Below are 26,562 nucleotides of genomic sequence, written 5' to 3'. Positions count from 1 at the left end.
ATGAACAAGCCAGAAGGGAAGATGACTGCGCCTCCCGCGCAGGAGCGCAAGATCGTCAATGTGCCCGAGCTTTTCCCGGACCTCATCGCCAAACATGCCAAAGCCGGCCGCTTCGTCGGCATCGAGGAGAAGGACAGTCCCTGGGTGCCCTTCGGCGAGAAGGCCGCCATCAAGCATCTGCTGTTCGACACGCGCCATAATATCTACTCCAACATTCTGTGGATGAAGGGTCCGAGCGTGGTCGGCACGCACAAGCACCGCGGCTATGTCGTGATGATGTGCCTGGAGGGCAGCGCGCGCTACCTGGAATATGACTGGGTCGCGACGCCCGGCGGCTTCATTTACGAGACGCCCGGCGAGGCGCATACATTGGTCACCGATCATCCCGACGGCTGCAAGCTGTTCGGCTGGATGCAGGGTCCGAACGAGTTTTACGATAATGACGGCAATTTCGTCATGACCGCGGACGTCTGGTGGTTCATGGACCATTACGAGAGCTATTGCCGCGAGCATGGAATCCCCATCAATCCGGAGCTTTACCTGTGAGCGGCACTCCCAAGGCACTTGAGCAGTTCGACATCACCGGGCGCAGCGCGCTCGTCACCGGCGCGGCCTCCGGCATTGGCCTGGCCTATGCCGAGACAATGGCGGAGGCAGGCGCGAAAGTGACGCTGACCGACGTCGACGGTGCGGCGGCTGAGCGCGAGGCGGCGCGACTGCGCAGCGAGGGCTATGAGGCGCGCGCCGACCAGCTCGACGTTCGCGACCGGGTGCGCACCCGGGAGGTGTTCGATGCGCACGAGGCGGCCTATGGCGGCCTCGACATCGCCTTTGCCAATGCCGGCCTTGGCCTCGGCCCCGGCTTCTGGAACCCCAATGGCTATCGCGATCCCGACGGTCAGATCGATACTTATGATCCCGAGAATTGGGACCGGATCATCGCGATCAACCTGACGGGCGCGTACAACACCATGCGGGAAGCCGCGCGGCTCATGAAGAAGGGCGGCAGAGGGGGATCGATCATCGCAACCTCGTCCAACGCGGCCGTGGTGTGCGAGCCGATCGTGCCGATGCCCTACATGCCCTCCAAGGCGGGCGTCAGCCATATGGTCCGGCACATGGCTTTCGAGCTGGGCGAATATAAGATTCGCGTGAACGCGATCCTGCCCGGTCCTTTCGCGACCAATATCGCTGACGGATCGCTGCAGGATCCGGTTGTGCGCAAGGCGTGGGACGAGTCCACCTTGATGGGCAAGATCGGCGATCCGCATCAACTCAAGCCGCTGGCGCTCTACCTCGCCTCCGATGCGTCGAGCTATGTGACGGGCAGCCAGATGCTGATCGATGGCGGCATGGCTCTGGGCCGGTTCGGATAAGTCACGCCCCACCCGCGCCACTCGTCATCCCGGCGAAAGCCGGGATCTGGCCCGAACAACCGCCGCCGTCGCACGCCTCCAAGCGTTTGCCGGGGTGACAAGGAATAGGAAGGAGAGAGCTCATGACTACATCCGCCCAGGCGGCCATCTGCTATGGCAGGGACAAGCCCTTCGCTATCGAGGCGGTGACGCTCGACGATCCACGCGCTGACGAGGTACTGGTGCGTATCGTCGCGTGTGGCATCTGCCATACCGACATGGCAGTGCGCGATGCGCAGCTGCCCACACCCCTTCCCGCCATACTCGGCCATGAGGGCGCCGGCATCGTCGAGAGAGTCGGTTCGGGCGTCAATCATGTGAAACCCGGCGATCGGGTCATCATGAGCTTCAACAGCTGCGGCCATTGCCCGAGCTGCGACATCGACAAGCCGACCTATTGCTACAATTTCGTGCCGGAAAACTGGATCGGCACGCGCACCGACGGCAGCCACACCACGCATCAGGGCAACGCCGGGGTGAATGCCAATTTCTTCGGCCAGTCCGCCTTCGCTACCTTCGCGCTCGGCCATGCCCGCAATGTCGTGAAGGTACCTGACAGCGCAGCGGACGTGCCGCTCGCCACGCTGGCGCCCCTGGGTTGCGGCCTGATGACGGGTGCGGGCGCCGTGCTGCGAAGCATGAACGTACGCAGCGGCATGCCCATCGCGATCTTCGGCGCGGGCGCGGTGGGCCTCGGCGCCATCATGGCCGCGAAGATAGCAGGCGCAAATCCGATCATAGCGGTAGACGTCCATGACAGCCGGCTTGCCCTCGCCCGCGAGCTCGGCGCTACGCACACGATCAATGGCAAAACCGATGATGCCGCCTATCAGATCCGTGCGCTCTGCCCCCAAGGCCTGGGCTACGCCTTCGACACGACGGGCATCAACAAGATCATCGAGCAGGCTTTCGATCTGCTCGCGCCGCTGGGCATCGTCGGCATCGTCGGCGCCTCGTCCCGCGCGGACAGTCTCACCTTCAACGAGGCAAGCTTCATGGGCGGCGGCAAGCGCGTCATGGGTATCCTTGGCGGCGATTCCGACCTCGTCACCTTCCTGCCCGATCTCATCCAGCATCATCTCGCCGGGCGTTTCCCGCACGAGAAGCTCATCAAGACCTTCCCCTTCGACCAAATCAACGAGGCATTTCATGCCGGCGAGAGCGGCGCCGTCGTGAAGCCCGTCCTCGTCATGCCGAGCTAAGCGGAGGCCAGCGATGATTGCCGACCCGGGTGAATCCTTCCACAGCGACAGCATCGCACTGCCCTGGGCCGAGAACTGGGCGGACGATCCGTGCATCCAGCTCAAGCTCCTCATGGTCGATGTCGAAGGCGGGCGCTATGCCGTGCGCATGCGCTTCCAGGCCGGGCTGCAGGTCGCCCCGCACAAGCACACCGGTGAGGTGCATGCCTATACCTTCAGCGGGCGGTGGACCTATCTCGATTATGTTGACGGCCCGCCCAATGTCGCCGGTTCCTACCTTTTCGAGCCGCCGGGTACCACGCACACGCTGAAAGTTGCCGACGATGCCGGCGAGTGGACCGAGGTGCTGTTCATCCTCTATGGCGCCATGCTCCATCTCGACGACACAGGTGCCGTCATCGGCGTCACGGATGCGCAAAGCGTCCTGACCGAATATTCGCGACGATTGGCTGAGCAGCAGGCGCCCATACCGGCCAGTCTGCCGGTGGGGGGACGCATGGCCTATCGGGCGCTCGCCTGACGCGCCCTCGACGAGACTAGCGCCGCTTCGCATCTTCCACGAGCTTCACACAAGGACCCCATCCATGCGCGCCGCCATCATGCAGGGATTACACAAGCCGCTTCTCGTCGAGACCCTGCCCGATCCCACGCCCAGTGAGGGCGAGCTGGTCGTCAGGGTCGGCCGCTGCGGCATTTGCGGATCGGACCTGCACATGACCGAAGATGCCGGCTACGGCAAAGGCGCGGGCACGATCCTGGGCCATGAGTTTGCGGGCGAGATCGTCGCGCTCGGCAAGGGCGTCGAGGGGCTGGCCACCGGCGATCTCGTCTCGGTGAGCCCGCTCAAGAGCTGCGGCCAGTGCGCCGCCTGCCGCGCCGGCGAAGTCGCCTGGTGCAGCCGGTTCGGCCTGCAGGAGGGTGGCTATGCGGAATATGCCCTCACCCGCCCCAACCAGTGCGTCAAGCTGCCGGCGTCGCTCAGCCTCGCCGATGGCGCAATCGTCGAGCCGTTGGCGGTGGCGCGGCACGGCGTCACGCTCTCGGGCGTCCGGCCGGGCGACCGCGTACTCGTCCTGGGCGCCGGGCCGATCGGCCTCGCCGTCGCCTTCTGGGCGCGCCGCGCCGGCGCAACGCGCGTCGTACTGCAGGATGTCGCCGAGTATCAGCGCGAGCGCGCGCTGGAAATGGGCGCGACCGATTTCGTCGTGGACCGCGAGGACCCCATCGGTGCCTCGACCCGCGCGCTTGGCGGCCTTGCTGATATTGTCTTCGAGTGCGTCGGCATCCCCGGCCTCATCGCGCAGGCCGTCGCACAGGTCCGCCCGCGCGGCACCATCCTGCTGCTCGGCCTGTGCAACCAGCCCGATACGTTCAACAGCTTCGCGATGCTCTCCAAAGAGATCAGGCTGGTCACCTCGGCCTTCTTCACCCGCGGCGAATATGAGGCCTCGCTTGACGCCCTGGAGCGCGGTGCTGCCGAGCCCCGCGCCATGGTGACGCAGACCATCAGCCTCGCCGAGACGCCCGACATATTCGAGAGCCTCAAGCGCCGCACCCACCAGTGCAAGGTGATGATCGATCCGGGGGAATGATCGCCCTTATCCGGACATTCGTCGCCCGGTTCTTCAGGCGCGGGCGGCATGTCGAACGCCGATTTCTCCGGGTGACGCCCGCGCATATTGGTCTTCGCATATGTGATCATTTCAGATAGGGCGAACGTCGTATCCGGGGCGCCATGAGTCTTTTCAGGCGCCAAGGGCGGGCAAGCGACGGGAGATTGTGCGCAGCATGCGCCGAAAAAATGACATTCAACCTATTGATCTGATCAGAGATTATCGGAGAGAGTAATGGCCAAGACCTTCATCACCTGCGCGATCACCGGGGCATCGCCGATGCCCAAGCATCCCAATTTCCCGTTCCGCCCGGAGCACGTCGCCCAAGAAGCGCTGGACGCGGCCGAGGCCGGCGCCTCGATCATCCACGTCCATGTGCGTCATCCGGAGACGGGCGAGCCCAATCAGGAGCTGGAGAATTATCGGCAGGTCGTGAACCTCATTCGCCAGAAGAATAATGAGGTGATCCTCAACGTCACCACCGGCCCCGGCTGCATGTGGTTCCAGAAGAGTCCGGAAGAACCGGCCCTCCCCGACGATGAGCGTACCCTGATGTTCACCGCGGAACGCCGCATCGAGCATATCCTCGACCTCAAGCCCGACATGTGCACGCTCGACATCTGCACCATGAACCTGTGGGGCGGGGTCGCCATCAATCTGGAGCCGATCGTCGGCAAGATGGGCGTGATGGCGCAGGATGCTGGCGTGCTGACCGAGATCGAATGCTTCGAGGCGGGCGATTTCGTCTTCGCGGACGATCTGATGGCCAAGGGATCGATCCCCAAGAACGCGCCCTTCACCTTCGTCCTCGGCACGAAATACGGCCTGCCCGCCACGAGCGAGGCGATGATCTACTCCAAGAACCAGATCCCGCGCGGCGCCAATTTCACCGGCTTCGGCGTCTCGCGCCACAGCTTCCCGATGGCGGCGCAGTCGATCCTGCTCGGCGGCCATATGCGCGTCGGCTTCGAGGACACGATCTACCTCAAGAAAGGCATGCTCGCGAACAACAATGCCGAGCTGGTCGACTGGGGGGCGCAGATCATTGAGAAACTGGGCAACGAGGTCGCGACACCGGGCGAGGCGCGCCAGATGCTCGGCTTGCCGAACTGAGGGCGGCTTGAGGGGAGCGACAGACCAGGTGTTCCTGCGAAGGCAGGAACCCAGGGCGCAACCGGCGTCCCTGGCCGCCCTGGGCTCCTGCTTCCGCAGGAGCACCCGTTCCTTTCTGACGATGAGCGAATGATGCGGAAAGCCGACCCCTCCTCGGTCAAATCCGCGACGCGGACGCTCGATATTCTCGAGTTCGCGGTTGGCTGCGGCCGGCCGGTCAGCGCCGCGGAGATCGCGTCGGCGCTGGCGATCCCCGTCAGCAGCCTGTCCTATCTGCTCGGCACCCTGGTCGAGCGAGGCTATCTGTTGCGCAGCGGCCGCCTCCATTCGCCGGGCCCGGCACTGAGCCGCCTCAATCCAAGCGAGGCAGCCACCGCGATCGGCGACCGAGTCTATCCGGTCGTGCGCTCCGTCTCGCTGCAGCTCAACGAGACCGTCTCCTTCTTCGTCCGTCACGGCTACGAGATGGAGGCGATCGCCGGCGAGGTCGCGCCGCAGGCGCTGCGCTACACGATCGAGGTCGGCCGGCTGGTCCCGCTGCACGCCTTCGCGGCTGGCAAGGCGATCCTCGCGACCTTCGAGGAGGACGAGCTCAGTGGCTATTTCGCCTCCGTCCATCGGGATGCCTTCACCTCCTCGACCCTGACCAGCGAGGCGGAGCTGCGCCGGGAGCTCGCGCTGATCGCGCGCACCGGGATCGCGCGCACGATCGAGGAATATACGCCGGGCATCATCGGCATTGGCCGCGCGGTGCGCTCCGGCGCGATCGTGCTCGGCGCGATCAGCGTCGCCATCCCGCTGGCGCGCACCACACCGCAGCTGGAGGAGCGCGCCGCGGGCCTGCTGGCCCAGGCGGCGGATTCGCTCGGCACCGGCTGAACCGGTGACGGCGCCGCGCAACCTCCTCGCCTCGTTGCCCGACGCGCGGGCGCAGGAACTGTTCACCACCCTGCTCGCCCGGCCCGGCGTCCGGATCGAGCGCATCGTGTCGCAAGGGCAGGTGACGCCGGCCGACGCGCCCTACGATCAGAATCATGACGAGTGGGTGCTGCTATTGGCCGGCGCAGCGCGACTGTGGTTCGACGGCACGGGCGAGCAGGCGCTGGTGCCGGGCGACGCGCTGCTGATCCCGGCTCGTGTCGCGCATCGCGTGACGTGGACGCAGGCCGATCCGCCCACGGTGTGGCTCGCGGTGCATCTGGGGGAGACCTGATCATGGCCGAGATCGTCAACCTGCGCATGGCCCGCAAGGCGCGGGAACGAGCCAAAGCGCAACAGCGCGCGGCAGAAAACCGGGCGAAGTTCGGGCGGACCAAGGCGCAGAAGCAACGCGACGCGGCCGAGGCGGAGCGGACGATGCGGGAGATCGAGGGGGCGCGGCGAGAGGTTGAGGGGGAAGAATAGGGCGCGGGGACAAATTTGCGCTTTGATGATTGTCCGCTCTTACGTGCTGACAATCGGGGCTGGATGCCGAAACGGGGTGGTGAGCGGACGTTAGCCCCTCCTCTTCAGAGGAGGGGTAGGGGGTGGTGGCGATGCGCCAGCATCGCTCGCTTAGCGATCGGTCGAACTGTCCAACACCACCCCAACCCCTCCTCTGAAGAGGAGGGGCTAATAACGGCAATGTCGTCGTGTCCCGACTGTCGGCTTGCCGGCGAAAATGCCGGATAGCCGTCGTTCCTGGCAACCCATGGCCTTTTCCTGGCCTATCACCGTTTTCCAACGATCTCATCTGCCTTCATCAAACAGACATAGTGCTGCCTGGACTTTATCCACGCCGCCTGCCCCTTACCAGAGGTGGGGTGTGTTTTCAGGGCTTCACCGCGTCGTGACCTCCTTGTCCAGCCGCGCCTTGAGCAGTCCCTCGTGCAGGTCCGCGTAGGTCTTGCAGGCGTTGGGATCGACATAGGGGTTGGGCTGGCGATGCTGGAGCAGTTTCGCCAGCTTCTCGGCGCCGCCCGATTGCTGCGGATGGGCGGTGATCAGCAAGTCGCAGGGCAGGCTGCGCAGGCGGCGGAATGTCCCCTCATAGGCGGCGAGGAACAGGCGGTGCGCCGGATCGAAGAAGCGATAGGTATCCGGCGCGGTCGGGTTGACGCTGGCGGCGAAGACGATCTGCGCGCAGCGGCGGCCCTCGCAGTTGCGCCAGCTCCAGCTCATCGAGCCGAGTGTGTGGCCGGGCGTCGAGATGGCGGTGACAACCGTGTCGCCGAGCCTGATCGTCTCGCCGTCGCGCACCGCGCGGATCCGCGTGATGCCCGGATAGCGCTCGAGATGGCCGGCCTGGGGATCATCCTTGTCGCCCTCCCCCGCGCGCAGTTCCCTTGCCGCCAAGGCGCTGGCCAGCACCGTGGCGCCGCTGTCCCGCGCGAGCGCGGCGATGCCGCTGGCATGATCGTAATGCGGCTCGGTGCTGAGAATATATTTGATGTCGCGGACGGTGAAGCCGAGCTTGCGGATATTCGCCTCGATCGCCGGGACGGCCTGCGGCACGGCACCGTCGATCAGGATCAGGCCGCCGCTTGTCCTGATGAGCCCGACGTTCAGCCCGCCAAAGCCAACAAGATAAGTCCGGCCGAAGACACGTACCGGCGGCGTCGGCTCCAGCCACTGCCTGGCATAATCCGGCGCGATCGGCCGCAGCAGCGGGTCTCCGCCTGCCGGTCTGATGCCGGCTGCAAAGGTGCTGCAGGTCACAGCCAGGCTCAGGCCGAGACAGATCGTCCGCTTCCTCATGCGCATGCTCCCACATCGCTCCGTTGCTTGTCTCCGCGCAAACTGCCGCATGCCGGGCCGGCTCGCAAAGCATGATTTCTCGACAGAGCCATGAACTCAATTCATGATTGGCCGATGGACCGATCGCACCTGCCGCTCAACGCCCTGCGCGCCTTCGAGGCCGCGGCGCGCCATCTCAATTTCACTCGCGCCGCGATCGAACTGCACGTCAGCCAGGGCGCGGTGAGCCATCAGGTCGCACAGCTCGAGCGGCGGCTCGGGCTGCCGCTGTTCCGCCGGCTGCCGCGTGGCCTGGCGCTCACCGCCGAGGGGCAGGCGCTCGTGCCGGTCGTCGCCGACGCCTTCGACACCATGGGCGCGACGCTCGACCGTTTCGCCGATGGGCGCATGCGTGAGGTACTGACCGTGGGCGTGGTCGGCACCTTTGCGGCGGGCTGGCTGCTGGATCGGGTCGCCGACTTCACTCGCGCCTGCCCTCAAGTCGACCTGCGCATCATGACCAACAACAACCGCGTCGATCTGGCCGGCGAAGGCCTCGATTATGCGATCCGCTTCGGCGACGGCGCGTGGCACGGCACGCATGCCGAGCCGATCATGGCTGCACCGATGACGCCGCTTTGCGCGCCTGCGGCGGCCGAGCGGATCGGCGGCGATCCGGCGGCGCTCGCCCGCGAAACGCTGCTGCGCTCCTATCGCGCTGACGAATGGGGACGCTGGTTTGCTGTAGCAGGCCGACCCTGCCCCGCCCTGCGCGGTCCCGTGTTCGACAGCTCGATCCTGAGCGTCGCCACTGCGATGGCCGGCCATGGCATCGCGCTGGCGCCAGCCGCAATGTTCGAGACGGATTTGCAAAGCGGGCGCCTCGTCCGGCCGTTCACCGTCGAGATCATCGCAGGCAGCTACTGGCTGACGCGCCTAATGTCCCGGCAGGAAAGCCCGGCAATGCGGGAATTTCGGGCGTGGCTGATGGAGGCGGGTGCAGCAGGCAATGAGGGATGACTATCCGATATGGGTGGCGTGCGGACTGTCTGCTCTTCCCCTCTCCCGCTTTCGCGGGAGAGGGAGGGGCCCGCGAAACGGGACGGTGAGGGTCTGTCTTCTTTGCCGTTCCAGAAAGAAGAAAGACCCTCACCCAACCCTCTCCCGCGAAAGCGGGAGAGGGCTATAAAGCAACGTACGCTTCGTCGCCAAAACCCGACCTCAACTTTTCGCTGTCCTACTGACGGCGGACCATGCCAGCGTTGCAATACACCGCCTCCTGTTCGCCGCGCTTCGACGAAAAGGGCGCGACACGGCTCTTTCTCATGGCTGACTTTTCACCTCTCCGGTGCGCAAACCCTGCCGCGCCAGACGAACCCTTGCTCCCCTCTGCCGACGCCTTGAGGAAGCGAACGGTGACGGGGACATAGTGTCACCTTCGTCACCTTCCAGCCTCCAGCACGTAACGAGGACGCATGAGAGGCGATGGTGACATATCGGTCATGAGTGGCCCTCCCGTCGCGGAATAAGAAATTACGCCACACCGTGACCTTCGTGACCTTCGTGACCTTCGTGACCTTCGTGACCTTCGTGACCTTCGTGACCTTCGACCGAATTGCGCGACAAGGCAGGATTATCACGTACAAAAAAGCGGGGCTTGCCTCTCGGCAGCCCCGCCCATTCTTCAGGCAATCAGCGCGAGCCGATTACTTCTTGTTGCGCCAGCTGTCGGCATAGCCAGTGCGCGCGACGGCCGAGTAAGGCACGGGCGCGACGATCGCCTTGATCTCGGTCTGCTCGTGCGGCTCGACGGTCGGCTTCTTGGTGCCGCCATTGGGCTCGCCCCACAGCAGCGAAACCTCGGTGCCGGGCGTGGCATAGGCCGGATCGATCATGGCGAGCGTCAGCATCTTGCCCTCGTTCGACGAGTAGCCGACCCAGGTCGACACGCCGATCTGCTTGCCGTCCTTCAGCACCGCGTCATAGGGGTGCATCGAGTAAACGGCGCTCGGGAACTCGAAATATTTCGCGCGGCCTTCCGCAGCGAAATAGCTGCTCATGACGCGCAGCATGTCCTCGTCGTCCAGAGCCAGCGTCACCTTCTCGCGGTGCGGACCGGCAGCCATTTTCTCGAGCGCGGCGCGGCCGATGAAATCATGGTCGAACTTGACGATAATGCCGTAGCCGACATCCCAGGGGGTCAGGCCGTAGCCCTCGAGCTTCTCGGGGATGTGCGAGCCGCCGATGGAGCATTTGGCGCCATAGCTGTTCTCGCCCGCCCACTTGCGGAACGCGGCCGAGCCTTCGCCGAACATGTAGCCGGGGAATGGCGACGGGACCCAGCCCGACTCCAGCGTGTTGGACGAATATGCGCGGCCGCCGACGAGGGCGAGGCCATGCTTTTCGCCGGCCTTGACCAGCGCCGAGTGAACCGCCTCATAGTCCGCCCAGGGGCCATAAAGCTCATAGCCCGGCTGGCCAGCCATGCCGTGACGCAGCGCACCGACGGTCTTCCCGTTGATCACGACGTCGGCCATGTTGAAGAACTTGATGTCCGGTGCGGTCTGGCCCATCGCGTCGCTCAGGATCGCCATGGCGTTGGGGCCCTGCAGCTGGAAGCGATAGTGGCGACGCACGCCGTCGGTGCGCAGCGCGGTGCGCTCGTCGCGGGTCACAGTGACGTTCCACTTGCCGGTGGCGGCATGGAACTCGGCCCACTCGATCGCGGGGGCGCGGCCGACCAGGTTGAACTTCTCTTCCGCCAGATAGAAGAGGATGACGTCGCCGATGACATAGCCTTCTTCGGTCACCGGCACCCACTGCTTGGCGCGGCCGGGCTTGAAGTTCTTGAAGCTGTTGATGGCAAGCGCCTCGAGGAACGCGAAGGCATCCGGGCCCTCGACCATCAGTTCGACCATGTGGTAGCTCTGGTTAAAGAGCACGGCGGTCTTCGCCCAGGCGCGCTGCTCGTTGCGCCAGTTGGTATATTCGGCGGGAACGCCCGGATAGACGTTCGGGCCGGCCTGCTGGTTGCGCAGGAAGTCGACGACATTCCCGGCGCCATCCAGCACATCTTGAAGACTCTTCGCCATGTAATACTCTCCTTCAGACTGAGATCATGAGGTTGGAAAATCTTGTGGTTTGCGCGCTCGCTAAACCCTTTCGAGCCAGCTTGCCAGCGCGGCCGTGAGCGCATCCGGCTGCTCGACCTGGATCATGTGGCCGGCGTCCGGAACGATGGTGAGCGTGGCACCCCTGATGGCTGCGGCAATGGCTTCATGCTGCGCGGGAGGCGCCCAGCTGTCCTGCGCGCCGGTGGCCACCAGCGTTGGGCAGGCGATGCCGGACAACAGGCTCTCGACTTCCGGACGGGCAAGCAGGGCGCGGATCTGGCGCTCATACATATCGAGGCCGCAGTCGCTGCACATGCGCCAGAGATTGTCCATGAGGCCGGGCTTGAGGTGATTGGGCTCATAGACCATCGGCGGCAGCCAGGCGTCGATCAGCGCATCCATGCCCTGCTCGACGCCGCGCGCGAGAAGGGCGAAGCGGCCGTCCGCCTCATTGGGCCGAGGGAGATGCGTGCCGGTGCTGATCAGCGCCAGCGAGGCGACCCGCTCCGGCGCACGACGGATGACTTCCAGCGCGACCCGGCCGCCCATGCTGTGGCCGGCGAGCGCGAACCGGGTCGGCGCGGCGGCGAGCACCTGCTCGGCCATCGCGCCGATGCTGTCCGCCTCGCCATAGCCGTCGATCGCCATCACGACGCGGCGCCCGCGCAGGGCCTCGACCTGCGGCGCCCAGATGCGCGCATCGCAGATCAGGCCGGGCAACAGCAGCAGGGGCGTTGCCGATAAGGGCGAGTCGCTCATGAAATTCCGCGGATTTCGTGTATATGAAAATTTCGCCTACTCGAAATGAAGCCGGATTTCCAGAGGAAATGCTGCGGGCCGTGGGCTGAGCGGGACAGGAATTTCACGCAGCAAAATGGGAGCGCCTCGCGCGCGCTTCGCCGCAAATATCCTGCAAGCAATCGGTGAAAAATCCCGTCCGTTCGTGTCGAGCGAAGTCGAGACACGCACGGGAAGCGGGTTAGCTTATCCCAGCAGCATCAGCGCATCGAGCGCGATGGCGCCCTGCCCTTTCGGATAGACCACGACCGGGTTCAGGTCGAGCTCCTGGATGCGCGGTTCACCGCGCAGCAATTGGCCGATCTTGCCGATCAGATCCGCGACCGCCTCGACATCCAGCGCGGGCGATCCGCGATAGCCGTGCAGCAGGGCCGCCTGCTTGAGCTTGCCAACCGCCGCGACGATCCCGTCCTGCGTCATGTCCGGCGCGAGCAGGCAGACGTCCTGCAATATCTCCGCCGTCACGCCGCCGAAGCCGGCCAGGATCACAGGGCCCCATTGCGGATCATTCTTGGCGCCGATGATCAGCTCCAGCCCGCGCGCGCCCATCGCCTCGATAAGCACGCCGTCGAGCAATATGCTGCGATCGTAGCGCGCGACATCGGCGAACATCTTGTCCCACGCCGCGCGGATCGCATCGGCGCCCACGAGGTTCAGCGCGACGCCGCCGGCATCGCTCTTGTGGCTGAGCGCGGCGGCCTGTGCCTTCATGACGACCGGGCCGCCGATCGCCTCGGCCGCGGCGATGGCCTCCTCGACGCTCGCGGCGAACTGGCCCTTCGGGAAGGGAATGCCGAGCGGGCCGAGCAGAGCCTTGGCCTTATACTCCGGCACGACGCCCGTCTCGGCCGCGAGGCCAGCGACCGCGACCGGCGCGGCATCAGTAACGGCGGCGTCCTGCTCGCTCGCGGCTGCGATGCGGCGGATGGCGCGCAGGGCGCGCTCGGTCGTAGGAAAATAGGGAATGCCCTCGGCGCGCAGTTGCGCGATCCAGTCGCCCGGCACCGGTGCGCCCTCGTCGACGCCAGCGAAGATCACCGGTTTGGGCGACTTAAATTCGCGCACCGCCTTGAGGAAAGGCGGCAGCTTGATGCCGATCGTGGCGGGATTGGTCTGGATGATGCCGGCGAAGATGGTGCCGACACGGTCGTCACCAAACAGCGCGGCGACCGTGCGATAGTACATGTCCGGATCGACCAGGCCCTGCGCGGTCAGATCGAGCGGATTGCTGACCGGCACGAACTCCGGCAGCGCCGCGCGCAACTCGGGCGCGTTGCTGTCGGTCAGCACGGGAAGCTCGAGACCGAGCTCCTCGGCAAGGTCCAGCGTCAGCGCCTTCAATGCGCCGGATTCGCCGAGCACCGCCGTGCCGCCGCCGGGCAGCGAGGGGCAGCGCGCGGCCAATTCGGTGATGTCGCCCAGCTCCTCCAGCGTCTCCGCCATGATGACCCCGGCGCGCTCAACCTTGGCACGCATCAGCTTATAGTCGCCGGCCATTGCGCCGGTATGCGTCGCGGCGCTCTCGCGTGCGGCGCTGCTCTTGCCCGGGTGCAGCAGGGCGATGAGCTTGCCCGCCGCCTTCGCCTTGGCGACCAGCGACAGGAAGCGCGCCGGATCGCGGAACTGCTCGACGATCATCGCGATGATGCGCGTCTTCGCATCGGCGATCATATACTCCACGAAATCCTCGACGCCGTTCGCCGCCTCGTTGCCGGTCGAGACCGAGTAGCTGAGATCGAGCTGACGGCTCTCCAGCATCACCGCGAGCACGGCGGCCATCGCACCGCTCTGCGAGACGATGCCCACGCCGCCTGGGCTCGGCGCGGCAATCTCCGTATCGATGAAGGTGAGCGGGATGCGATCGAGATAATTGACCGAACCGAGGCAGTTCGGCCCCTCGATGACCATGCCGGCCTCCGCCGCGATCCGGCCGATTTCGACCTGATCGGCAACACCTTCCTCGCCGCCCTCGGCAAAGCCGGCCGCGAAGATCATCGCCGCGCCGACGCCGCGCGCAGCAAGCTGCTTCACCGTCTCCACCACCGCGACGCGCGGAATGGCGAGAATGGCGAGATCGACGCCGTCCGGCAGCGCCTCGACGCTGGGAATGGCCGGACGCCCGCTGATCATCGGGCGGCGCGGATTGACGAGGTGGATGTCACCGGCAAAGTCATTGCGCACGAAATTGGCCAGCACCGATGCGCCGAGCGAGCCCGGCGTCTCAGAGGCGCCCACGATCGCCACTGAGCGCGGACGCAGCAGCTTGTTGATGTCGCGCTTGGCAGCAGTGTGGGCTTCGGCCTCGACGGTCATGACTTCAATCTCTCCAGTTCGCAAACTCAGATGCAACCTAACACACCCGTTCGCCCTGAGCTTGTCGAAGGCCGTCCTTCTTCTGGAGATTCCCAAAGAAAAGAACAGCCTTCGACAAGCTCAGGGCGAATGGTAATGGAAAGGGAGGAACATCGATCCGACGTCCCTCCCCTCAAATCAAACCTCCGTCTTGTTCTTGTCGTAATGGCCCAGCCCCGGCTTGAACGTCTTGTCATCCAGGAACTGCTTCATGGCGACATGGCGGCCGTCCGACTTGTCGAACCAGTTGAGGCCTTCCTGCAGGCGGATCAGATAATCCTCGGCATTGTCGTAGGTCATTTCCTTGACCCGACGGACGGCATCCTTGGTGTATTTCACGGTCGCCCAATTCTTCTCGACCAGCTTGGAAGCGACGGCTGTCACGCGCGCCTTGAGCTGATCGGCCGGCATCGATTCGTTGACGAGATTGTAGCGCGCGGCATCCTGGCCGGAGAGATTCTCGCCCATCATCGCATGATACATGGCGACGCGCATCGGCATGAGGTCGACGGCGACCTTGGTCGCGCCGCCGCCGGGCAGGATGCCCCAGTTCACTTCCGACAGGCCGAACTGCGCCTCGTCCGCCGCGAAGGCGAGATCGCAGGCGAACAGCGGGCCATAGGCGCCGCCGAAGCACCAGCCGTGGACCATCGCGATCGTCGGCTTCTGATACCAGCGCAGCCGCTCCCACCAGGCATAGGCCTCGCGCTGCGCCTTGCGCACGCCGTGCAGGCCCTCCGCTTCGGTCTCGCGGAAATATTCCTTGAGGTCCATGCCCGCGCACCAGGCCGGCCCCTCGCCGCCCAGGACCAGCACACCGACATCATCGCGAAATTCCAGCTCGGTGATCACCTTGAGCATCTGGCGGTTGAGCTTGGGGCTCTGCGCATTCCGCTTGGCCGGGCGATTATAATAGACCCAGGCGATGTTGTTTTCGATCTCGTAGCGGACGGTATCTTCTTCCCGTTCTTCGGTCGACATGACTGTTCCTTCGCGATGAATTATGCTATGCTGCATAGCAGTTGGTCCGCAACGGGGCAAGGGACGGACGCGCAACATGACGAAGAAATCGCACGAGCAGCCGGACGAAACGGCACCATCCACCGGCAAGACCGCGAGCGGGCTGGCCAGTCCGCTGGATACGCTGCTGGGTTATCGGGTCCGCCGCGCCTCGATGGCGATGATCGCCGATCTCGTGGACGCGCTGCGGCCGTTCCGCCTCAGCGTCGGGGAGGCATCCTTGCTGATCCTGGTCGGCGCAAATCCCGGCTGCCGACAGAGCGATGTCGGTCGCACATTGGAAATCAAGCGCGCCAACCTCACCCCGCTGATCAGCCGCATGAAGGCGCGCGACCTGGTCGCCGACGCGCCGATCGACGGCCGCTCGCTCAGCCTGACGCTCACGCCGGACGGCACCGCCCTGCGCGACGAGATGCTCAGCCGCGTCCTCGCCAGCGATCGCAAGTTCGCCAAACGCCTGACCGGCGATCAGAAGGCACTGTTCGCCGCGCTGGAGGCGCTTGCACGCTGATTGGGCTTGCGCTCGGAGGGGGCCGCGTCGCAGGGGCCGTTAAACCCTGGAGACTAACCATGTTCGCTGGCTACACCCGTTTTCTGTGCGCCCTTCTCGCGGCAGGCGCCCTAACCCTGAGCGCATGCGGCGGCAGCGGAACCGCCAATGAAGCGAATGGCGCGTCCGCTGGCGCTGGCGGTCCCGGCGGCTGGAATGCGCTGGACGCTTGCGCGACGCTCGGCAACGACAAGGCGTCGGCGGCTGTGGGGACCAAGGTCACTGGCAGCAAGCTCGATTCGATCGTCAAGGGCAGCGACGGCGCGGCGGAATTCTCGACCTGTACCTATACGCTCGACAAGGGCGCGAGCTTCAGCCTGCTCACCCGCCAGTCCGCCGCAGCGGACAGCATCGACGCCGCCATCGCCTCTGCCCGCACCATGGGCGGCAACCAGTCCCCCGCCAAGGACGTGCCCGGCCTCGGCAAAGCCGCGCTGTGGAGCGAAGGCATGAAGACGCTGCAGGTCTTCCTCGACCACCATCGCTATGCCTCGATCAGCTTCTACAATCTCACAGGATCCGACGGCAAGGCGCAGGCCATCGCCATCGCAAAGGCGCTCCCTTGATCGGGCATCACGCCAAGCCGCGCTTTGCTCTTGGCCCGCCGCGCCAAAGCTGGTAGCGGGCCTCCTCACGCACCCATAGCTCAGCTGGATAGAGCGTTGCCCTCCGAAGGCAAAGGCCAGAGGTTCGAATCCTCTTGGGTGCGCCATTTTCCCTACCAGTTCACCGCCAGCCCCAGGCGGATGCTGCGTGGCCGGACCGGGACGGTCTGCTCGCGGGACCCGAAGGTCAGCGGATTGCCCATGGCGAACTGGCTGTCGGCCTGGTTAGTGAGATTGTCGACCAGGAGGCTCGCCTCCAGATTGCGCCACTGCCAGCTGCCCGAGAGACCTGTGACGAGATAATTGCCCTGGCTGAGATCGAGAAAGTCCCCCGCCCCCAGCACCGATCGGCCGACATAGCGAGCGTTCGCGCCGATCTCGACGCGATGGCCGCCGGACGCTTCGATGCGGTACTCGATCCCGAAGTTGCCGGAGAAAGACGGCGTATCGGGCATGTGTCGGTTGTGCGTCGGCGATGTGCCGGCGAGCGCACCCGTCGTGCGATCCTTGGTCCAGAGCAAGGCGAAGCTCAGTTGCAGATCATCGACCGGGATCCAGTCGCCCGATCCCTCCAGCGCCACAATGTCCGCATCGCCGATATTGTCCGTGTAAGGCTGGCTACGCCGACTGAAGAGATCGGCCTGGATGTCGCTCCAGCGCGAGAAGGAAACCGCGCTCGAGAAGGCCAGCCCATGCGCGCCGCGGCGCTGCTTGCGCACGCCGAGTTCCGCCACCCGGATCGAATCCGAGCGGAAATTCGCGACGCGGCCGATGCCGCGCGCCACCGCGATGCCACCGGTGCGATAGCCCGACTGGAAGCGCGCAAAGGCCGCGACGTCCGGGGCGAACAGCCAGGAGACGGCGACCGCCGGCTCGACGCGCTTGAGCAGCAGCCCGCGTTCGGTGGGCTGCTCGCGCGGCGTGATCGACGGCTCGCCCTGGGTCTGCGCGATGCTGGCGCGCGCGCCGATCATCACTGAAAGTTGCGGCAGGATCGGCAGGGTCGCTTCGCCGAACAACGATGCGCTCTGCGTGATGTTGGTGACGCCGATGATCTCGACCGGAACCGACGCCCAGCCAAAGACACGGCTCTGGGCGCTGCGATCATAGAGCAAGGCAATGCCGCCGACCCACGAGACACCGTTGGGGGTGCTGCGTGACAACCGCGTCTCGTGACTGAGCAGCAGGCCGTCATTGTCGACGCGATAGATGGTCGGCGTGAACGAAAGCGGGAAGAGCCGGCTGGCGTCAAACATGTCGTTGGCGGTCGTCTTGACCAGGCCGGTCGCGGAGAGAAGCCGCAGACCGGAGTCCCAGCTCTTGCTCGCAACCGCGCGCGCCAGCCAGATGCCGCTCGCATAAGGCTGGGCGATCGCCGAGCGGCGGCGGAGTGGGCCGGTCATCGTTTCGGCATAATTGGCGTCGTCCGCGTCGATGCGCTGACCGACCAGGCCGGTGACGATTGTCCAGCCGTCCCCCGGCTCGATACGCAGGGTCGCGCGCCCGCCGACCGTGTCGGTTCGGTTGACGTTGCTGACCATGCGCAGCGGGTCGTCAATATAGCCGCCGTCACGCAGGCGATAACCGACCAGCCGCAGGCCGATCTTGTCGCGTACCATCGGCAGGTTGACCATCGCACTGGTGTCGAAACCCGTTCCGCCGCCCTGGGTCAGCGTCACGCCGGCAGCGGCGGACGCGGCTTCACTCAACAGATCGACCGAGCGGGGCGTCATGCGAATGATCCCGCTGATCGCACCGGCGCCGTAGAGTGTCTCCTGCGGGCCTTCGAGAATTTCCACCCGCTCCATGTCGTAGAGATTGAGCGCGGGCTGCGGCCCCGAATAATTGAGCTGGACGTCGCCATAATAGACGGTCGCGGTCGACTGGGTCGGCCCGTTGAAGCTGCTGTCCGAGATTCCGCGAATGAAGAGCTTGTTGCGGCCGACGCCAAGCTCCGTCTTCTGCATCACGGGCGTCATACGCGCGACATCGTTAAGCGAGGGATTGTGAATGCCGCGCGACTGTGGCGTGTTCACGTCGATGATCTGGACGCTGCCGGGAAAGCGCAGGAGCGGCACCTGATGCTTGGTGCCGGTGACGATGATGTGCTGCACTTCCTGCGATGCGTTCAGCGGCGACAGCACGGGCGCCCGTTCGCGCACGATCCGTGCACGAACGATGCGGTAGCTTCCACCGCCGGCCGACACCGCGCGGTATCCGGTGCCACGCATCAGCCGGTCGAGCGCACGCGCCGTGGTCAGGCAGCCCCGCAGCGGCATGACTTGCACACTACGCAGCGCGACCTCGGTGCTGACGATGTCGGCGCCGGTCTGGCTTGCGAGACTGAGCAGCGCCCGATCCAGTGGACCGGCGGTGATGTCGATATTACTGCATTTGGCATGGGCGACGCCACCACAGAGCGGCATCAGGCAGATGAGCTTAAGGCTGACCGCTACCCATCGGCGAGAGAATCCAACGCGCCCCATCTACTCGCCAGCTTGCCCCGACCAGAGACGCGATGTGCGGAACATCGCGCCGCGCCTCTCCTGAAAGAGTGATCATGCCGGTAACCGTGCGCGACGACAAGCCATCTTCGGCGACCAGATCCGTCCCATAAAGACGCTTGATCGTGCTCAGAACCTCGGGAACCGGTGTGTCGCTGAAAGACAGGCGACCAGTGCGCCAGCCGCCCACCAGAGCGGCGTCGATCTTGCCGCGACGCACCTGCTGCCGCGTTTCGTCGACCGAGAGTATCGCGCCCGCGCCCAGCGTGACCTGCTCGCTGCGCGGCTGGAACATGACCGACCCTTCGGCCACCGCGACCTCGAACGCCTTGCCATCGCGCTTGACGTTGAACACGGTGCCGACATCCTCCACGGCCAGCGTCCCCGAGTGCACGACGAAGGGATCGCTCGCGTCATGCCGTACATGGAACAGCGCTTCGCCGCGCTCCAGCGTCACCTGGCGCGGCTGGGCCCGGTCGAGCAGCAGACGGCTGCCCCCGGCGATCTCGATGCGGCTGCCGTCGGCGAGCGCGAGTTGCTTCGTCTCGCCTGCTCGGGTCTCCAGCGCGTAGGTTGAGGAGGGCGTCGGGCGCATGATCAGGACCGCGCTCACGGCTGCGGCGCAGGCGGCCGCAGCCGTGAGCCAGGCAGTCAATTGCCAGCGCGAAGAGCCGCGATCATTGGCCGGCTCCCGCAACGCTCCGGTCCTGACCGGTGCTGCCGCGATGGCGCCATCGGCCAGCGCGACCCGGTCGTAGGTTTCGGCATGGCGCGGATCGTCTTCCAACCACTCGACGAAGTCGATCCAGTCGGCTTCGTCCATCTCGTCCTGACGCAAGTGCCAAGCGATAGCCTCATCGACCATTTGTTCAGCGGTGCGGGTCACAAGAAGTGCCTCCTTGTCCTATAGACATCGCCAATCGAACAAATCCGCACTTCACGCCCCCTCAATATCCAGAAGCTGGCGATAAGCGCGTTTCAGCAACTTCTCGACACCACTTACAGTGATGCCCAATAGCCCTGCAATTTCCTTCTGTGAGCGCTTCTCGATCCGGAACATCCGCAGCGCGGTGCTCATCCGCTCGGGCATCGCCGCCATCGCTGCCTCAACCTGGGCAAGGCGCTCGCGCGCGAGCAGTACATGCTCGGCATCAGGATATTCCGACGCCTCGGGCTGCGCATCGAACCACAATCCATCGCGCGCCTCAGCACGTGCCAGCGACAGGCGCCGATCGGACGCAAGATTGGCGGCGGCGCGGAACAGATAGGCCTGAGGACTCGTCAGCGTCTGCTCGGGCAGACTCTCCAGCTTCAGCCAGAGCTCCTGCAGAACATCCTCGGCATCCGCCGGATTGCCGAGACGCGCCGTCATCAAGCGCGTCAGCATCGGCCGCTGCTGCAGGAAAAGCGCTTTCAGTCCACTCATGCCCGTCAAAGGTCTTCTGGATCAGTGGCGGGCTGCCTCGAAATGCAGGCCCCGCGCCGCTGCCATCTCATGGATTGGCATGTGGCGCAACGCTGCGGCCTCCCGTTGGCGCGCGCGGGCAATCGCGTCGTCCGGGCGTTCGCCTTCCCCGGGATGGCAGATGATGAGGTGGAAATTGCCTGGCTTGTCGAGAAATTTGGGGAACAAGGCCTCATAATCGCCGGCAAAGTCATAAAGGCCGGCAAAGCCATCATTGCAGGCAAGTCCAAGATCCGCGGCCGCGCGCCGGACGCCACGCGATTGCACGGCATTGGCCAGTGCCTTGAGCGGGAAATGGCGCGCGAACATCGCGGCCGGACGGTCGACGCAATTGCGAATCCAGGCGCGCGGTGCGCGGCGCGCCGTCTCGGCGAGGATGATCTCGCGAATGCCCCGCAATACGTGGACATGCTGGTGACCATCGACGAAATCGGGCGGACGCCCGATGACATCCACGAACCGATCGAACTGCGCCGCGATTTCAGTGCGCAACTCGCCCAACGGCAAGCGCCGCACCAGGGCGCGCCGGCCAAGCTCGTTGCATCCGGGCATCGCGCCATCCCAAGCGAGCACCGGCATAGCCGTCAGCGGAACTTCCTCGGTCAGGGTGACGTGCAGGCCGATCTGCACGCTGTCGGGAAGCGACCTGAGCAGCTCGGCATCGCGTTCCCAGCCAGAGCAGACCGACATGCAGCTAATCGCATTGACCTTGCCGCGCTTGGCCAGACCAATGATCGACTGGCTGATCTCACGCGTCAGGCCGAAGTCATCGGCGCAGACGACCAGACGCGACGGCCCTTCCGGCGCGCGGTCCTCGTGGAATGCGCGTTCGCGGATGCGCTGGCTCGACAGCTTGCGCGCACGCAACCGGGGGCCAAGGAAATCGTAGAAAAACATGTCCTGACCTCCTGCGGGAGTGAAATGATAGGCCAGCCGCTCCACGAGGTTCCAGCGGATCGACTCCCGGTCGCGCTCGCGCGGCGAGGGATGACACCAGAAATTCATCCCATAGGCGACCGCGCCGAATCTGGCGACGCGATGCATGATCTCATGATCTTCCAGCACGAGATTCCAGCGATTGGCATCGAATCCGCCAGCGCGGCGCAAGATATCGGTATGAAAGGCCTGCCCCGCCCCACCGGCATGGCATTGATGCGAGAGCAATCGCCCGGCCAGGCAGATATGAACGCCAGTCAACAAATCGCGCCGCCGGCGTTCCGGCTGCAGCGTATAATATGCGCCCGCCGCGACCACACCCGGCCGCGCAAGCAGCTTTGCGGCCTGCGAGAGATAGTCGGCAGGGTAGATCGTATCAGCGTCGAAGGTCGCGACATAACGGGTCCGAACCTGCGCCAGACCGGCACGCAGCGCATGAACCTTACCGGCGCGAGGTTCGACGATCAGCGTGTAGGCGAGACCGAGCGCCGCGCATTCGCGCTCCGCGAGACCGGCGCTGTCATCAGTCGAACCATTGTCGACGAGGACGAGGCGCGAGGGCCGATCCAGCGCCGCGACGCTGCGCAGTGTCGCCGGCAGGAAAGCACTTTCATTGAAGAAGGGGATCAGGATCGTCCAGTCGCAGGGCTCTGGCTGCGAGGCGGTGACTCTCTCGACGATCCAGTCGTTCGCCTTGCCTTCGCCACGCTCCGTTTCACGCCACATATCCGCCCCCGTGCTTTTCGATCCGGCGGATCATACGCCGGACCGTGGAGGCCCCGAGAGAAGGAACGATGCGTGGGGGCGCATCGTCACGGTCGATCGTGAACCCCGTCCCGATCGCCACCTTCCCCCGGGGTTGCACCCCGTGATGATGACGCCGCCCTGCGCGGCAATCCGCAGCAGGTTCATGAAAAAATAACTCTTCTTTTTCGGCCTGCGGAATCAGGGGCGCTGCGGCGTCATTCGTGCAGGCAGGGCTGGATAGTCCGGGTCCTGGGGGAGCTGCCGATGACAACCAAGCCCGCGCCGTTGCGACGACCAATCGAGTCCCTGCGCCGCCGCTGGCGCGCGTTCCGATCGGGTCGCTGGCTGGAGGCAGGCCAATATAAAGGCAATTATCGCCGGATGGACCGGCTCTATCTGCTCGAAGATCCTTGGAAGCTGACTTCCGAGCGCGAGCGCGAGCGCTTCCGCCTCGCCAACGAGATCATCGCGCGGATCGCACCGGATTGCGGCGCACTGCTCGAACTGGGATCAGGTGAAGGCATACAGACCGCGTATCTGCAGGAGGTCGCCAGCCATGTCATCGGTATCGAAGTAAGTCCGGTCGCGGTGGGCCGCGCGCGCCGGACCGTGCCCCGCGCCGAGTTTCTGATCGGACCGGCCGAAGACGCCGCGCGTATCCTGGGCCCACGCCGCTTCGATCTCGTCACGGCGTGCGAGATTCTGTATTATGCGCCGGACGTCGAGGCGATCATCGAAGCGATGCAGACGCTGGCGCCACGGATCCTCGTGACCAACTATGAGAAGCGCGGACGTCTTCTCGCGCATCATTTCGAGGGACCGGGCTGGTCGCGGCTGGACGACATCGTGGTCGACGGCACGCGCTGGCTTTGCCACCTCTGGTCCGCCGGCTAAGCGGCCGCCTCCCGCCCCTTCGCCAGGCCCCGTGCCCATCCATCGAGGCTGAGCAGGATCGCTAGCGCGACATTGGCGAGCAGGATGAGCGTCGTCACCAACACGATCATCGGCGCGACGGGCGTATGCGGCCCGACCAGCGCGACGGCGGCGGCGGCAAAAGCCAGGTCTTTGCTGGGCACGAGCGGCAAGCGCGCCGAGACCATCCGCACCGCCGTCAGCACGATCCAGGTCGTGAGCGGCACCTGCGGCAGAAGGCTCCACCACATGAAGACCGCGCACAGGCTCTGGCCGACGATCCGTACCCCGAAAGCGCCCGCGATCCAGAGAATTTCCGGCCGCGAGAGGCTCAGCAGCGACTTTCGGAAGAAGGCGATCGCGCCACCGCTGGCAAGCGCGACGGCCAGGCAGAGGACGAGCGGGGAGCCGAGGCCGGTCCGGTCGAAAGCTGGAAACAAGGGCCAGACGATCGCGATCGCGACAAGCGTGCCGAGGCTGCCCATCAGCGCCGAGATGATGGCCATGTCCTTCACCACCGCAAACGGGGCGGCTACGTGGGGCAATTCGCGCCTGATCCACGCGAAGAAATAGGCATCGCCGAGATAGCTCAATACCAGCTCGTTGTAGATCATCTTGCGCAGGACCGCGCCGAAGCCCGACCACGGCGCCTGCCACAGCCGCCGCACGATCAGCCACTCGATGAACGGCGAGCCCCAGAAATAGAATGTGAAGGCCAGCCAGAAGCCGGGAGACGTGGGTACCCGGGTCAGTTCCCCTGGCAGACCGAGGCGGCTGAGCTCGTAAGCAATCGCGCCGATCAACAAGGCGGACATCAGCACGGACCCATGGCGGCCAAACCGGGCACCGAACGGCGGCAAGCCCGTCTTGAGGCGATCCATGCCTATAGCCAAAGAATGAACAAGGCGCATCCTCTGGAGAAGACGATGCGGGCGGATCCGATCCGCACTAGCAGGATCATCCCGGGAAGGCGCGGCCCAAAAGAAAAGGCGGCGGAGCAAAGCCCCGCCGCCTTCATCCTACCGATTGGCCGACGATCAGCCGAAGCTGACGCGCACGGCGGTCGAGCGGCGACGCATCGCTGCACCGGCGAACGCGAGGCCACCGATCATCATCGCCCAGGTGGCAGGCTCGGGCACGCCGGCATTGGCATAGATCCGAGCGGTGTCGATCGTGTACTTCTTGTTAGCCAGCACATCGATGTTGAGGTTCCAGCCGATTGTGTCGAAAGCGGCCAGGTCGGTGCCCGAGATCACGCCCATCTCGCCGTAACAGAAGGTCGGGTCCATGATGCCGATCTGGTTGTAGCCGTTGCAACCCGCGGGGCTCGCCGTGTCCTTGAAGTGCGACGCCTGACGGCCATCGCCATTGTAAGCACCCGTCGAGAAGAGCGAGCCGTCGTCGAACTGGCTGAGGCCGCCGTCGGTCGAGAAATAGGCCGGCGCGCCGACAGTCCAATTCAGCACCGGATTCGAGCCCGGCGCCGCATTGCTCGGATCCATGCTGTAACGGAACAGGTCGAGGATGTTGCCGGCGGTCTGGTTGTTCCAGTTGACCGCATTGCCCGTCGCCGCACCCGGGCCCACGCCGGAATATTGGTCATACAGATCGACGCCGCTGGTGAAGCCCAGGGCGTGGCCGATCTCGTGGATGGCGACGCCGATGAAGTCCATCTGGCCAGCGGTGATGCCGTCGAGCGGGTTGAAATCGAAGCTGAACGCCGAGCTGAAGGTGATGTTCGCATCGTTGCCGGCATTGAAGCCGGTATAACCGAGCGCCTTGAGGTTCGCCTCGGTGCCCACCAGACGCGCATTGTTGCGGGTCACGCTCGTGTCATACTGGGCGGCGTTCAGGTTGATGCCGGTATTGCCCGTGCGCGCGGCATTGCGAACCATGGTCACGCCGTGGATGGCACCGAACGTCGGATCGTTGAACGTACCCGCCGACAGCGTCGGCAGCACGACAGTCGCATCGAGCGCCGTGGTGCGACCAGTGTTGATCGCGTCGATCACATCCTCGGCGGCGACTTCGTAGCGGCTGCTCCCGGTCGAACCGATGATGCCCGCGCCGAGCGCGCTGTAGCCCACGCCGAGGTTGACCGTCACATTGTTGGTGATGACGCTTTCCCAGAAACCCGCGGCGATCTTGAAGCCCAGCTCGGCCTGGCTACCCGTGACTCCGCCCTGGTCGATCAGGTTGATCTTCAACTGCGCCTGCGCCGGCGCTGCGGCGCAAGCAAGCGCCATCACGACGGCGCTGACGGCCGCCGCCCGCTTATGCATGATATTGAACATTTTAGACCCCCAACTTCAATGATGTACGCGTTTTCCCCAACGCGCCTACCGAGGATGCTAACGGGGCATTAACCGTGCGCAAGACACCGCTGAGGGCATAGCGGACGACTCTGTCTCAAAATTGGAATCGCGAAGGGCCTACCCCTGCGGAATCCGCAATTCTTCGGCGCGAAACTTTCTTTCAAGAATGACTTATCTTCAATCGCGCTTGTCACAATCCCGCTTGCCAGTGGTTCTACGCGCAAGGCAAAGGCCCTCTTCATGACCCGGATCATGCCCGAAAATGCTGGAGTCGCGGTGCGCGCACCATGATCGTCCGTCCCCGCCCCGGCCTTCGCGACGTGCTGTTCGCCCTACATGGCACTATTCTCGTACAGATCGTCTGGCGGCTTTTTGCGATCGCCATCGTCAGCGCCGTCGCGGTGCTCGCCGCACGCGTCTGGCCGGGGATGTTCGCGCAGGTGAGCGCGATTCCCTTCGCCTTGCTCGGCATCGCCCTTTCCATCTTCATGAGCTTCCGCAACAATGCCTGCTACGATCGCTGGTGGGAGGGCCGCAAGCTCTGGGGCAGCCTGATCATCGCCTGTCGCTCCCTCGCCCGCTTGGCCTCGACCCTCGACGAGGCCGATCGCGCCCTTCTCCTGCGCGGCCTGTGCGGCTTCACGCTGGGCCTCGGCCTGCGGCTGCGCGGCGGCGATGAAATCCACGCTATCGCACGCTATTGCGGTGATGGGCCATGGGCGCGCGCCCCCAATCCGGTCGATGCCGTACTTCATCAGATTGGCACACATTGCCTGCGCTTGAGCGAGCGCGGTCGCATCAACCCGATTCATCACTCCCTGCTGGAAGCGCAGATCGGCGCGCTTAGCCAGGTCCAAGCCGGGTGCGAGCGCATCGCGACGACGCCTCTGCCCTTCACTTATTCGCTGGTTCTGCACCGGACGACCTACATCTTCTGCCTGCTGCTGCCCTTCGCACTGGCCGGCGCGCTGGGCTGGTGGACCCTGCTGCCGGTGCTACTGGCGAGCTACACCTTCTTCGGGCTCGATGCGCTGGGCGACCAGCTCGAGGATCCGTTCGGCCTGGAGCCCAACGATCTGCCGCTCGATGCGCTCGCCCGCACGGTCGAGCGCGAGATGCTGGCGCTGATCGGGGGCGAGGAGATCCCGCCGCCGATCGAGCCGGTCCATTATGTGCTGACCTGAGAG

24 protein-coding genes, 1 tRNA gene and 2 pseudogenes are annotated in these 26,562 nt (G+C 65.0%); 15 read left to right on the top strand and 12 right to left on the bottom strand.

Annotated features, from left to right (window positions below; genetic code table 11):
• The 9 genes from KK488_RS08500 (at nt 1) to KK488_RS08460 (ending at nt 6,747) form a co-directional block, all read left to right on the top strand.
• Nucleotides 1–546: a 2,4'-dihydroxyacetophenone dioxygenase family protein gene (locus KK488_RS08500; RefSeq protein WP_214622736.1), complete on the top strand. Its 546-nt coding sequence runs from the start codon at nt 1–3 to the stop codon at nt 544–546.
• Nucleotides 543–1,376 carry an SDR family NAD(P)-dependent oxidoreductase gene (locus KK488_RS08495; protein WP_214622735.1) on the top strand — a complete coding sequence of 278 codons (834 nt, stop codon included), beginning with the start codon at nt 543–545 and terminating at the stop codon, nt 1,374–1,376. Before KK488_RS08500 ends, KK488_RS08495 begins: the two co-directional genes overlap by 4 nt.
• A gap of 122 nt (nt 1,377–1,498) precedes the next feature.
• Complete coding sequence (locus tag KK488_RS08490; protein ID WP_214622734.1) at nt 1,499–2,617, top strand: NAD(P)-dependent alcohol dehydrogenase; 1,119 nt, start codon at nt 1,499–1,501, stop codon at nt 2,615–2,617.
• A gap of 13 nt (nt 2,618–2,630) precedes the next feature.
• Nucleotides 2,631–3,137: a 2,4'-dihydroxyacetophenone dioxygenase family protein gene (locus KK488_RS08485; RefSeq protein ID WP_214622733.1), complete on the top strand. Its 507-nt coding sequence runs from the start codon at nt 2,631–2,633 to the stop codon at nt 3,135–3,137.
• A 64-nt stretch (nt 3,138–3,201) separates the two neighbouring features.
• Entirely contained in the window at nt 3,202–4,209 is a 1,008-nt protein-coding gene (locus tag KK488_RS08480; RefSeq protein WP_214622732.1) for an alcohol dehydrogenase catalytic domain-containing protein, read from the top strand.
• Nucleotides 4,210–4,464: 255 nt separating this feature from the next.
• Nucleotides 4,465–5,343 carry a beta-keto acid cleavage family enzyme gene (locus KK488_RS08475; RefSeq protein WP_214622731.1) on the top strand — a complete coding sequence of 293 codons (879 nt, stop codon included), beginning with the start codon at nt 4,465–4,467 and terminating at the stop codon, nt 5,341–5,343.
• Nucleotides 5,344–5,475: 132 nt separating this feature from the next.
• Nucleotides 5,476–6,222 (top strand): IclR family transcriptional regulator, encoded by a 747-nt coding sequence (locus KK488_RS08470; protein ID WP_250890199.1) that lies wholly within the window; start codon nt 5,476–5,478, stop codon nt 6,220–6,222.
• 34 nt (nt 6,223–6,256) lie between these two features.
• Nucleotides 6,257–6,556, top strand: coding sequence for a cupin domain-containing protein (locus KK488_RS08465; protein ID WP_250890198.1), 300 nt, complete (start codon nt 6,257–6,259; stop codon nt 6,554–6,556).
• Nucleotides 6,557–6,558: 2 nt separating this feature from the next.
• The gene (locus KK488_RS08460) at nt 6,559–6,747 is read left to right on the top strand and encodes a DUF4169 family protein (protein ID WP_214622728.1); all 189 of its coding nucleotides are present in this window, start codon (nt 6,559–6,561) and stop codon (nt 6,745–6,747) included.
• Nucleotides 6,748–7,161: 414 nt separating this feature from the next.
• On the opposite strand, the gene bla is transcribed toward KK488_RS08460, so the two are convergent.
• Nucleotides 7,162–8,079, bottom strand: coding sequence for a subclass B3 metallo-beta-lactamase (bla, locus tag KK488_RS08455; RefSeq protein WP_214622727.1), 918 nt, complete (start codon nt 8,077–8,079; stop codon nt 7,162–7,164).
• Between the two features lie 114 nt (nt 8,080–8,193).
• On the opposite strand from bla, the gene KK488_RS08450 reads away from it, so the two are divergent.
• A complete protein-coding gene (locus KK488_RS08450) occupies nt 8,194–9,078 on the top strand; it encodes a LysR family transcriptional regulator (RefSeq protein WP_214622726.1) in 885 nt (294 codons plus the stop codon).
• 686 nt (nt 9,079–9,764) lie between these two features.
• On the opposite strand, the gene desA is transcribed toward KK488_RS08450, so the two are convergent.
• The 4 genes from desA to KK488_RS08430 all read right to left on the bottom strand — a co-directional run bounded on the left by desA (nt 9,765) and on the right by KK488_RS08430 (nt 15,302).
• Nucleotides 9,765–11,150: a syringate O-demethylase gene (gene desA / locus KK488_RS08445; RefSeq protein ID WP_214622725.1), complete on the bottom strand. Its 1,386-nt coding sequence runs from the start codon at nt 11,148–11,150 to the stop codon at nt 9,765–9,767.
• A 60-nt stretch (nt 11,151–11,210) separates the two neighbouring features.
• A complete protein-coding gene (locus KK488_RS08440) occupies nt 11,211–11,930 on the bottom strand; it encodes an alpha/beta fold hydrolase (RefSeq protein WP_214622724.1) in 720 nt (239 codons plus the stop codon).
• Nucleotides 11,931–12,155: 225 nt separating this feature from the next.
• Nucleotides 12,156–14,282 carry an acetate--CoA ligase family protein gene (locus tag KK488_RS08435; RefSeq protein WP_214622723.1) on the bottom strand — a complete coding sequence of 709 codons (2,127 nt, stop codon included), beginning with the start codon at nt 14,280–14,282 and terminating at the stop codon, nt 12,156–12,158.
• Nucleotides 14,283–14,459: 177 nt separating this feature from the next.
• A complete protein-coding gene (locus tag KK488_RS08430) occupies nt 14,460–15,302 on the bottom strand; it encodes a p-hydroxycinnamoyl CoA hydratase/lyase (protein WP_214622722.1) in 843 nt (280 codons plus the stop codon).
• Nucleotides 15,303–15,378: 76 nt separating this feature from the next.
• Between KK488_RS08430 and KK488_RS08425 the strand changes: the two genes are divergently transcribed.
• The 3 genes from KK488_RS08425 to KK488_RS08415 all read left to right on the top strand — a co-directional run bounded on the left by KK488_RS08425 (nt 15,379) and on the right by KK488_RS08415 (nt 16,603).
• Nucleotides 15,379–15,852: a MarR family winged helix-turn-helix transcriptional regulator gene (locus KK488_RS08425; RefSeq protein ID WP_214622721.1), complete on the top strand. Its 474-nt coding sequence runs from the start codon at nt 15,379–15,381 to the stop codon at nt 15,850–15,852.
• A gap of 59 nt (nt 15,853–15,911) precedes the next feature.
• Entirely contained in the window at nt 15,912–16,457 is a 546-nt protein-coding gene (locus KK488_RS08420; RefSeq protein ID WP_214622720.1) for a hypothetical protein, read from the top strand.
• 69 nt (nt 16,458–16,526) lie between these two features.
• A tRNA-Arg gene (locus KK488_RS08415) sits at nt 16,527–16,603 on the top strand.
• 6 nt (nt 16,604–16,609) lie between these two features.
• Here the strand turns inward: KK488_RS08415 and KK488_RS08410 are convergent.
• The 4 genes from KK488_RS08410 to KK488_RS21300 are packed head-to-tail and all read right to left on the bottom strand — an operon-like array spanning nt 16,610 to nt 22,127.
• Complete coding sequence (locus tag KK488_RS08410) at nt 16,610–18,922, bottom strand: TonB-dependent receptor (protein WP_214622719.1); 2,313 nt, start codon at nt 18,920–18,922, stop codon at nt 16,610–16,612.
• Between the two features lie 13 nt (nt 18,923–18,935).
• Nucleotides 18,936–19,886 carry a FecR family protein gene (locus KK488_RS08405; protein WP_349356864.1) on the bottom strand — a complete coding sequence of 317 codons (951 nt, stop codon included), beginning with the start codon at nt 19,884–19,886 and terminating at the stop codon, nt 18,936–18,938.
• 51 nt (nt 19,887–19,937) lie between these two features.
• The gene (locus tag KK488_RS08400) at nt 19,938–20,426 is read right to left on the bottom strand and encodes an RNA polymerase sigma factor (RefSeq protein ID WP_214622718.1); all 489 of its coding nucleotides are present in this window, start codon (nt 20,424–20,426) and stop codon (nt 19,938–19,940) included.
• 21 nt (nt 20,427–20,447) lie between these two features.
• Nucleotides 20,448–22,127 carry a ChbG/HpnK family deacetylase gene (locus KK488_RS21300; RefSeq protein WP_250890196.1) on the bottom strand — a complete coding sequence of 560 codons (1,680 nt, stop codon included), beginning with the start codon at nt 22,125–22,127 and terminating at the stop codon, nt 20,448–20,450.
• Between the two features lie 285 nt (nt 22,128–22,412).
• Here KK488_RS21300 and KK488_RS08390 point away from each other — a divergent pair, with 285 nt between their 5' ends.
• On the top strand, nt 22,413–23,042 hold the full coding sequence (locus KK488_RS08390; protein WP_214622717.1) for a class I SAM-dependent methyltransferase: 630 nt from the start codon (nt 22,413–22,415) through the stop codon (nt 23,040–23,042).
• On the opposite strand, the gene KK488_RS08385 is transcribed toward KK488_RS08390, so the two are convergent.
• The 3 genes and pseudogenes from KK488_RS08385 to KK488_RS08380 form a co-directional block, all read right to left on the bottom strand.
• The gene (locus KK488_RS08385) at nt 23,039–23,941 is read right to left on the bottom strand and encodes a hypothetical protein (protein ID WP_214622716.1); all 903 of its coding nucleotides are present in this window, start codon (nt 23,939–23,941) and stop codon (nt 23,039–23,041) included. The two genes, KK488_RS08390 and KK488_RS08385, sit on opposite strands and share 4 nt — an antisense overlap.
• A gap of 156 nt (nt 23,942–24,097) precedes the next feature.
• Nucleotides 24,098–24,199: pseudogene (locus KK488_RS21790) on the bottom strand (PEPxxWA-CTERM sorting domain-containing protein); the annotation flags it as partial.
• A gap of 81 nt (nt 24,200–24,280) precedes the next feature.
• Nucleotides 24,281–25,306, bottom strand: a pseudogene (locus KK488_RS08380) (NF038122 family metalloprotease); the annotation flags it as partial.
• 356 nt (nt 25,307–25,662) lie between these two features.
• Here KK488_RS08380 and KK488_RS08375 point away from each other — a divergent pair.
• Nucleotides 25,663–26,559, top strand: coding sequence for a bestrophin family protein (locus KK488_RS08375; RefSeq protein WP_214622715.1), 897 nt, complete (start codon nt 25,663–25,665; stop codon nt 26,557–26,559).
• The last annotated feature ends 3 nt before the right edge of the window (nt 26,560–26,562 follow it).

The sequence above is a fragment of the Sphingobium nicotianae genome (assembly GCF_018603885.1).
Lineage (GTDB): Bacteria > Pseudomonadota > Alphaproteobacteria > Sphingomonadales > Sphingomonadaceae > Sphingobium > Sphingobium nicotianae.
The sequence above is the reverse complement of the archived record's forward strand: the minus strand, read 5'-3'. Positions and strand labels throughout refer to the sequence as shown.

Excerpts from the sequence above, each read along its gene's own strand:
- KK488_RS08480 (WP_214622732.1), top strand. The coding sequence starts at position 3,202 with ATGCGCGCCGCCATCATGCAGGGATTACACAAGCCGCTTCTCGTCGAG.
- KK488_RS08435 (WP_214622723.1), bottom strand. The coding sequence starts at position 14,282 with ATGACCGTCGAGGCCGAAGCCCACACTGCTGCCAAGCGCGACATCAAC.
- KK488_RS08390 (WP_214622717.1), top strand. The coding sequence starts at position 22,413 with ATGACAACCAAGCCCGCGCCGTTGCGACGACCAATCGAGTCCCTGCGC.
- KK488_RS08475 (WP_214622731.1), top strand. The coding sequence starts at position 4,465 with ATGGCCAAGACCTTCATCACCTGCGCGATCACCGGGGCATCGCCGATG.
- bla (WP_214622727.1), bottom strand. The coding sequence starts at position 8,079 with ATGAGGAAGCGGACGATCTGTCTCGGCCTGAGCCTGGCTGTGACCTGC.
- KK488_RS08485 (WP_214622733.1), top strand. The coding sequence starts at position 2,631 with ATGATTGCCGACCCGGGTGAATCCTTCCACAGCGACAGCATCGCACTG.
- KK488_RS08430 (WP_214622722.1), bottom strand. The coding sequence starts at position 15,302 with ATGTCGACCGAAGAACGGGAAGAAGATACCGTCCGCTACGAGATCGAA.
- KK488_RS08490 (WP_214622734.1), top strand. The coding sequence starts at position 1,499 with ATGACTACATCCGCCCAGGCGGCCATCTGCTATGGCAGGGACAAGCCC.
- KK488_RS08410 (WP_214622719.1), bottom strand. The coding sequence starts at position 18,922 with ATGCCGCTCTGTGGTGGCGTCGCCCATGCCAAATGCAGTAATATCGAC.
- KK488_RS08450 (WP_214622726.1), top strand. The coding sequence starts at position 8,194 with ATGGACCGATCGCACCTGCCGCTCAACGCCCTGCGCGCCTTCGAGGCC.
- KK488_RS08460 (WP_214622728.1), top strand. The coding sequence starts at position 6,559 with ATGGCCGAGATCGTCAACCTGCGCATGGCCCGCAAGGCGCGGGAACGA.
- KK488_RS08500 (WP_214622736.1), top strand. The coding sequence starts at position 1 with ATGAACAAGCCAGAAGGGAAGATGACTGCGCCTCCCGCGCAGGAGCGC.
- KK488_RS08425 (WP_214622721.1), top strand. The coding sequence starts at position 15,379 with ATGACGAAGAAATCGCACGAGCAGCCGGACGAAACGGCACCATCCACC.
- KK488_RS08385 (WP_214622716.1), bottom strand. The coding sequence starts at position 23,941 with ATGGATCGCCTCAAGACGGGCTTGCCGCCGTTCGGTGCCCGGTTTGGC.
- KK488_RS08470 (WP_250890199.1), top strand. The coding sequence starts at position 5,476 with ATGCGGAAAGCCGACCCCTCCTCGGTCAAATCCGCGACGCGGACGCTC.
- KK488_RS21300 (WP_250890196.1), bottom strand. The coding sequence starts at position 22,127 with ATGTGGCGTGAAACGGAGCGTGGCGAAGGCAAGGCGAACGACTGGATC.
- KK488_RS08375 (WP_214622715.1), top strand. The coding sequence starts at position 25,663 with ATGATCGTCCGTCCCCGCCCCGGCCTTCGCGACGTGCTGTTCGCCCTA.
- KK488_RS08420 (WP_214622720.1), top strand. The coding sequence starts at position 15,912 with ATGTTCGCTGGCTACACCCGTTTTCTGTGCGCCCTTCTCGCGGCAGGC.
- desA (WP_214622725.1), bottom strand. The coding sequence starts at position 11,150 with ATGGCGAAGAGTCTTCAAGATGTGCTGGATGGCGCCGGGAATGTCGTC.
- KK488_RS08440 (WP_214622724.1), bottom strand. The coding sequence starts at position 11,930 with ATGAGCGACTCGCCCTTATCGGCAACGCCCCTGCTGCTGTTGCCCGGC.
- KK488_RS08400 (WP_214622718.1), bottom strand. The coding sequence starts at position 20,426 with ATGAGTGGACTGAAAGCGCTTTTCCTGCAGCAGCGGCCGATGCTGACG.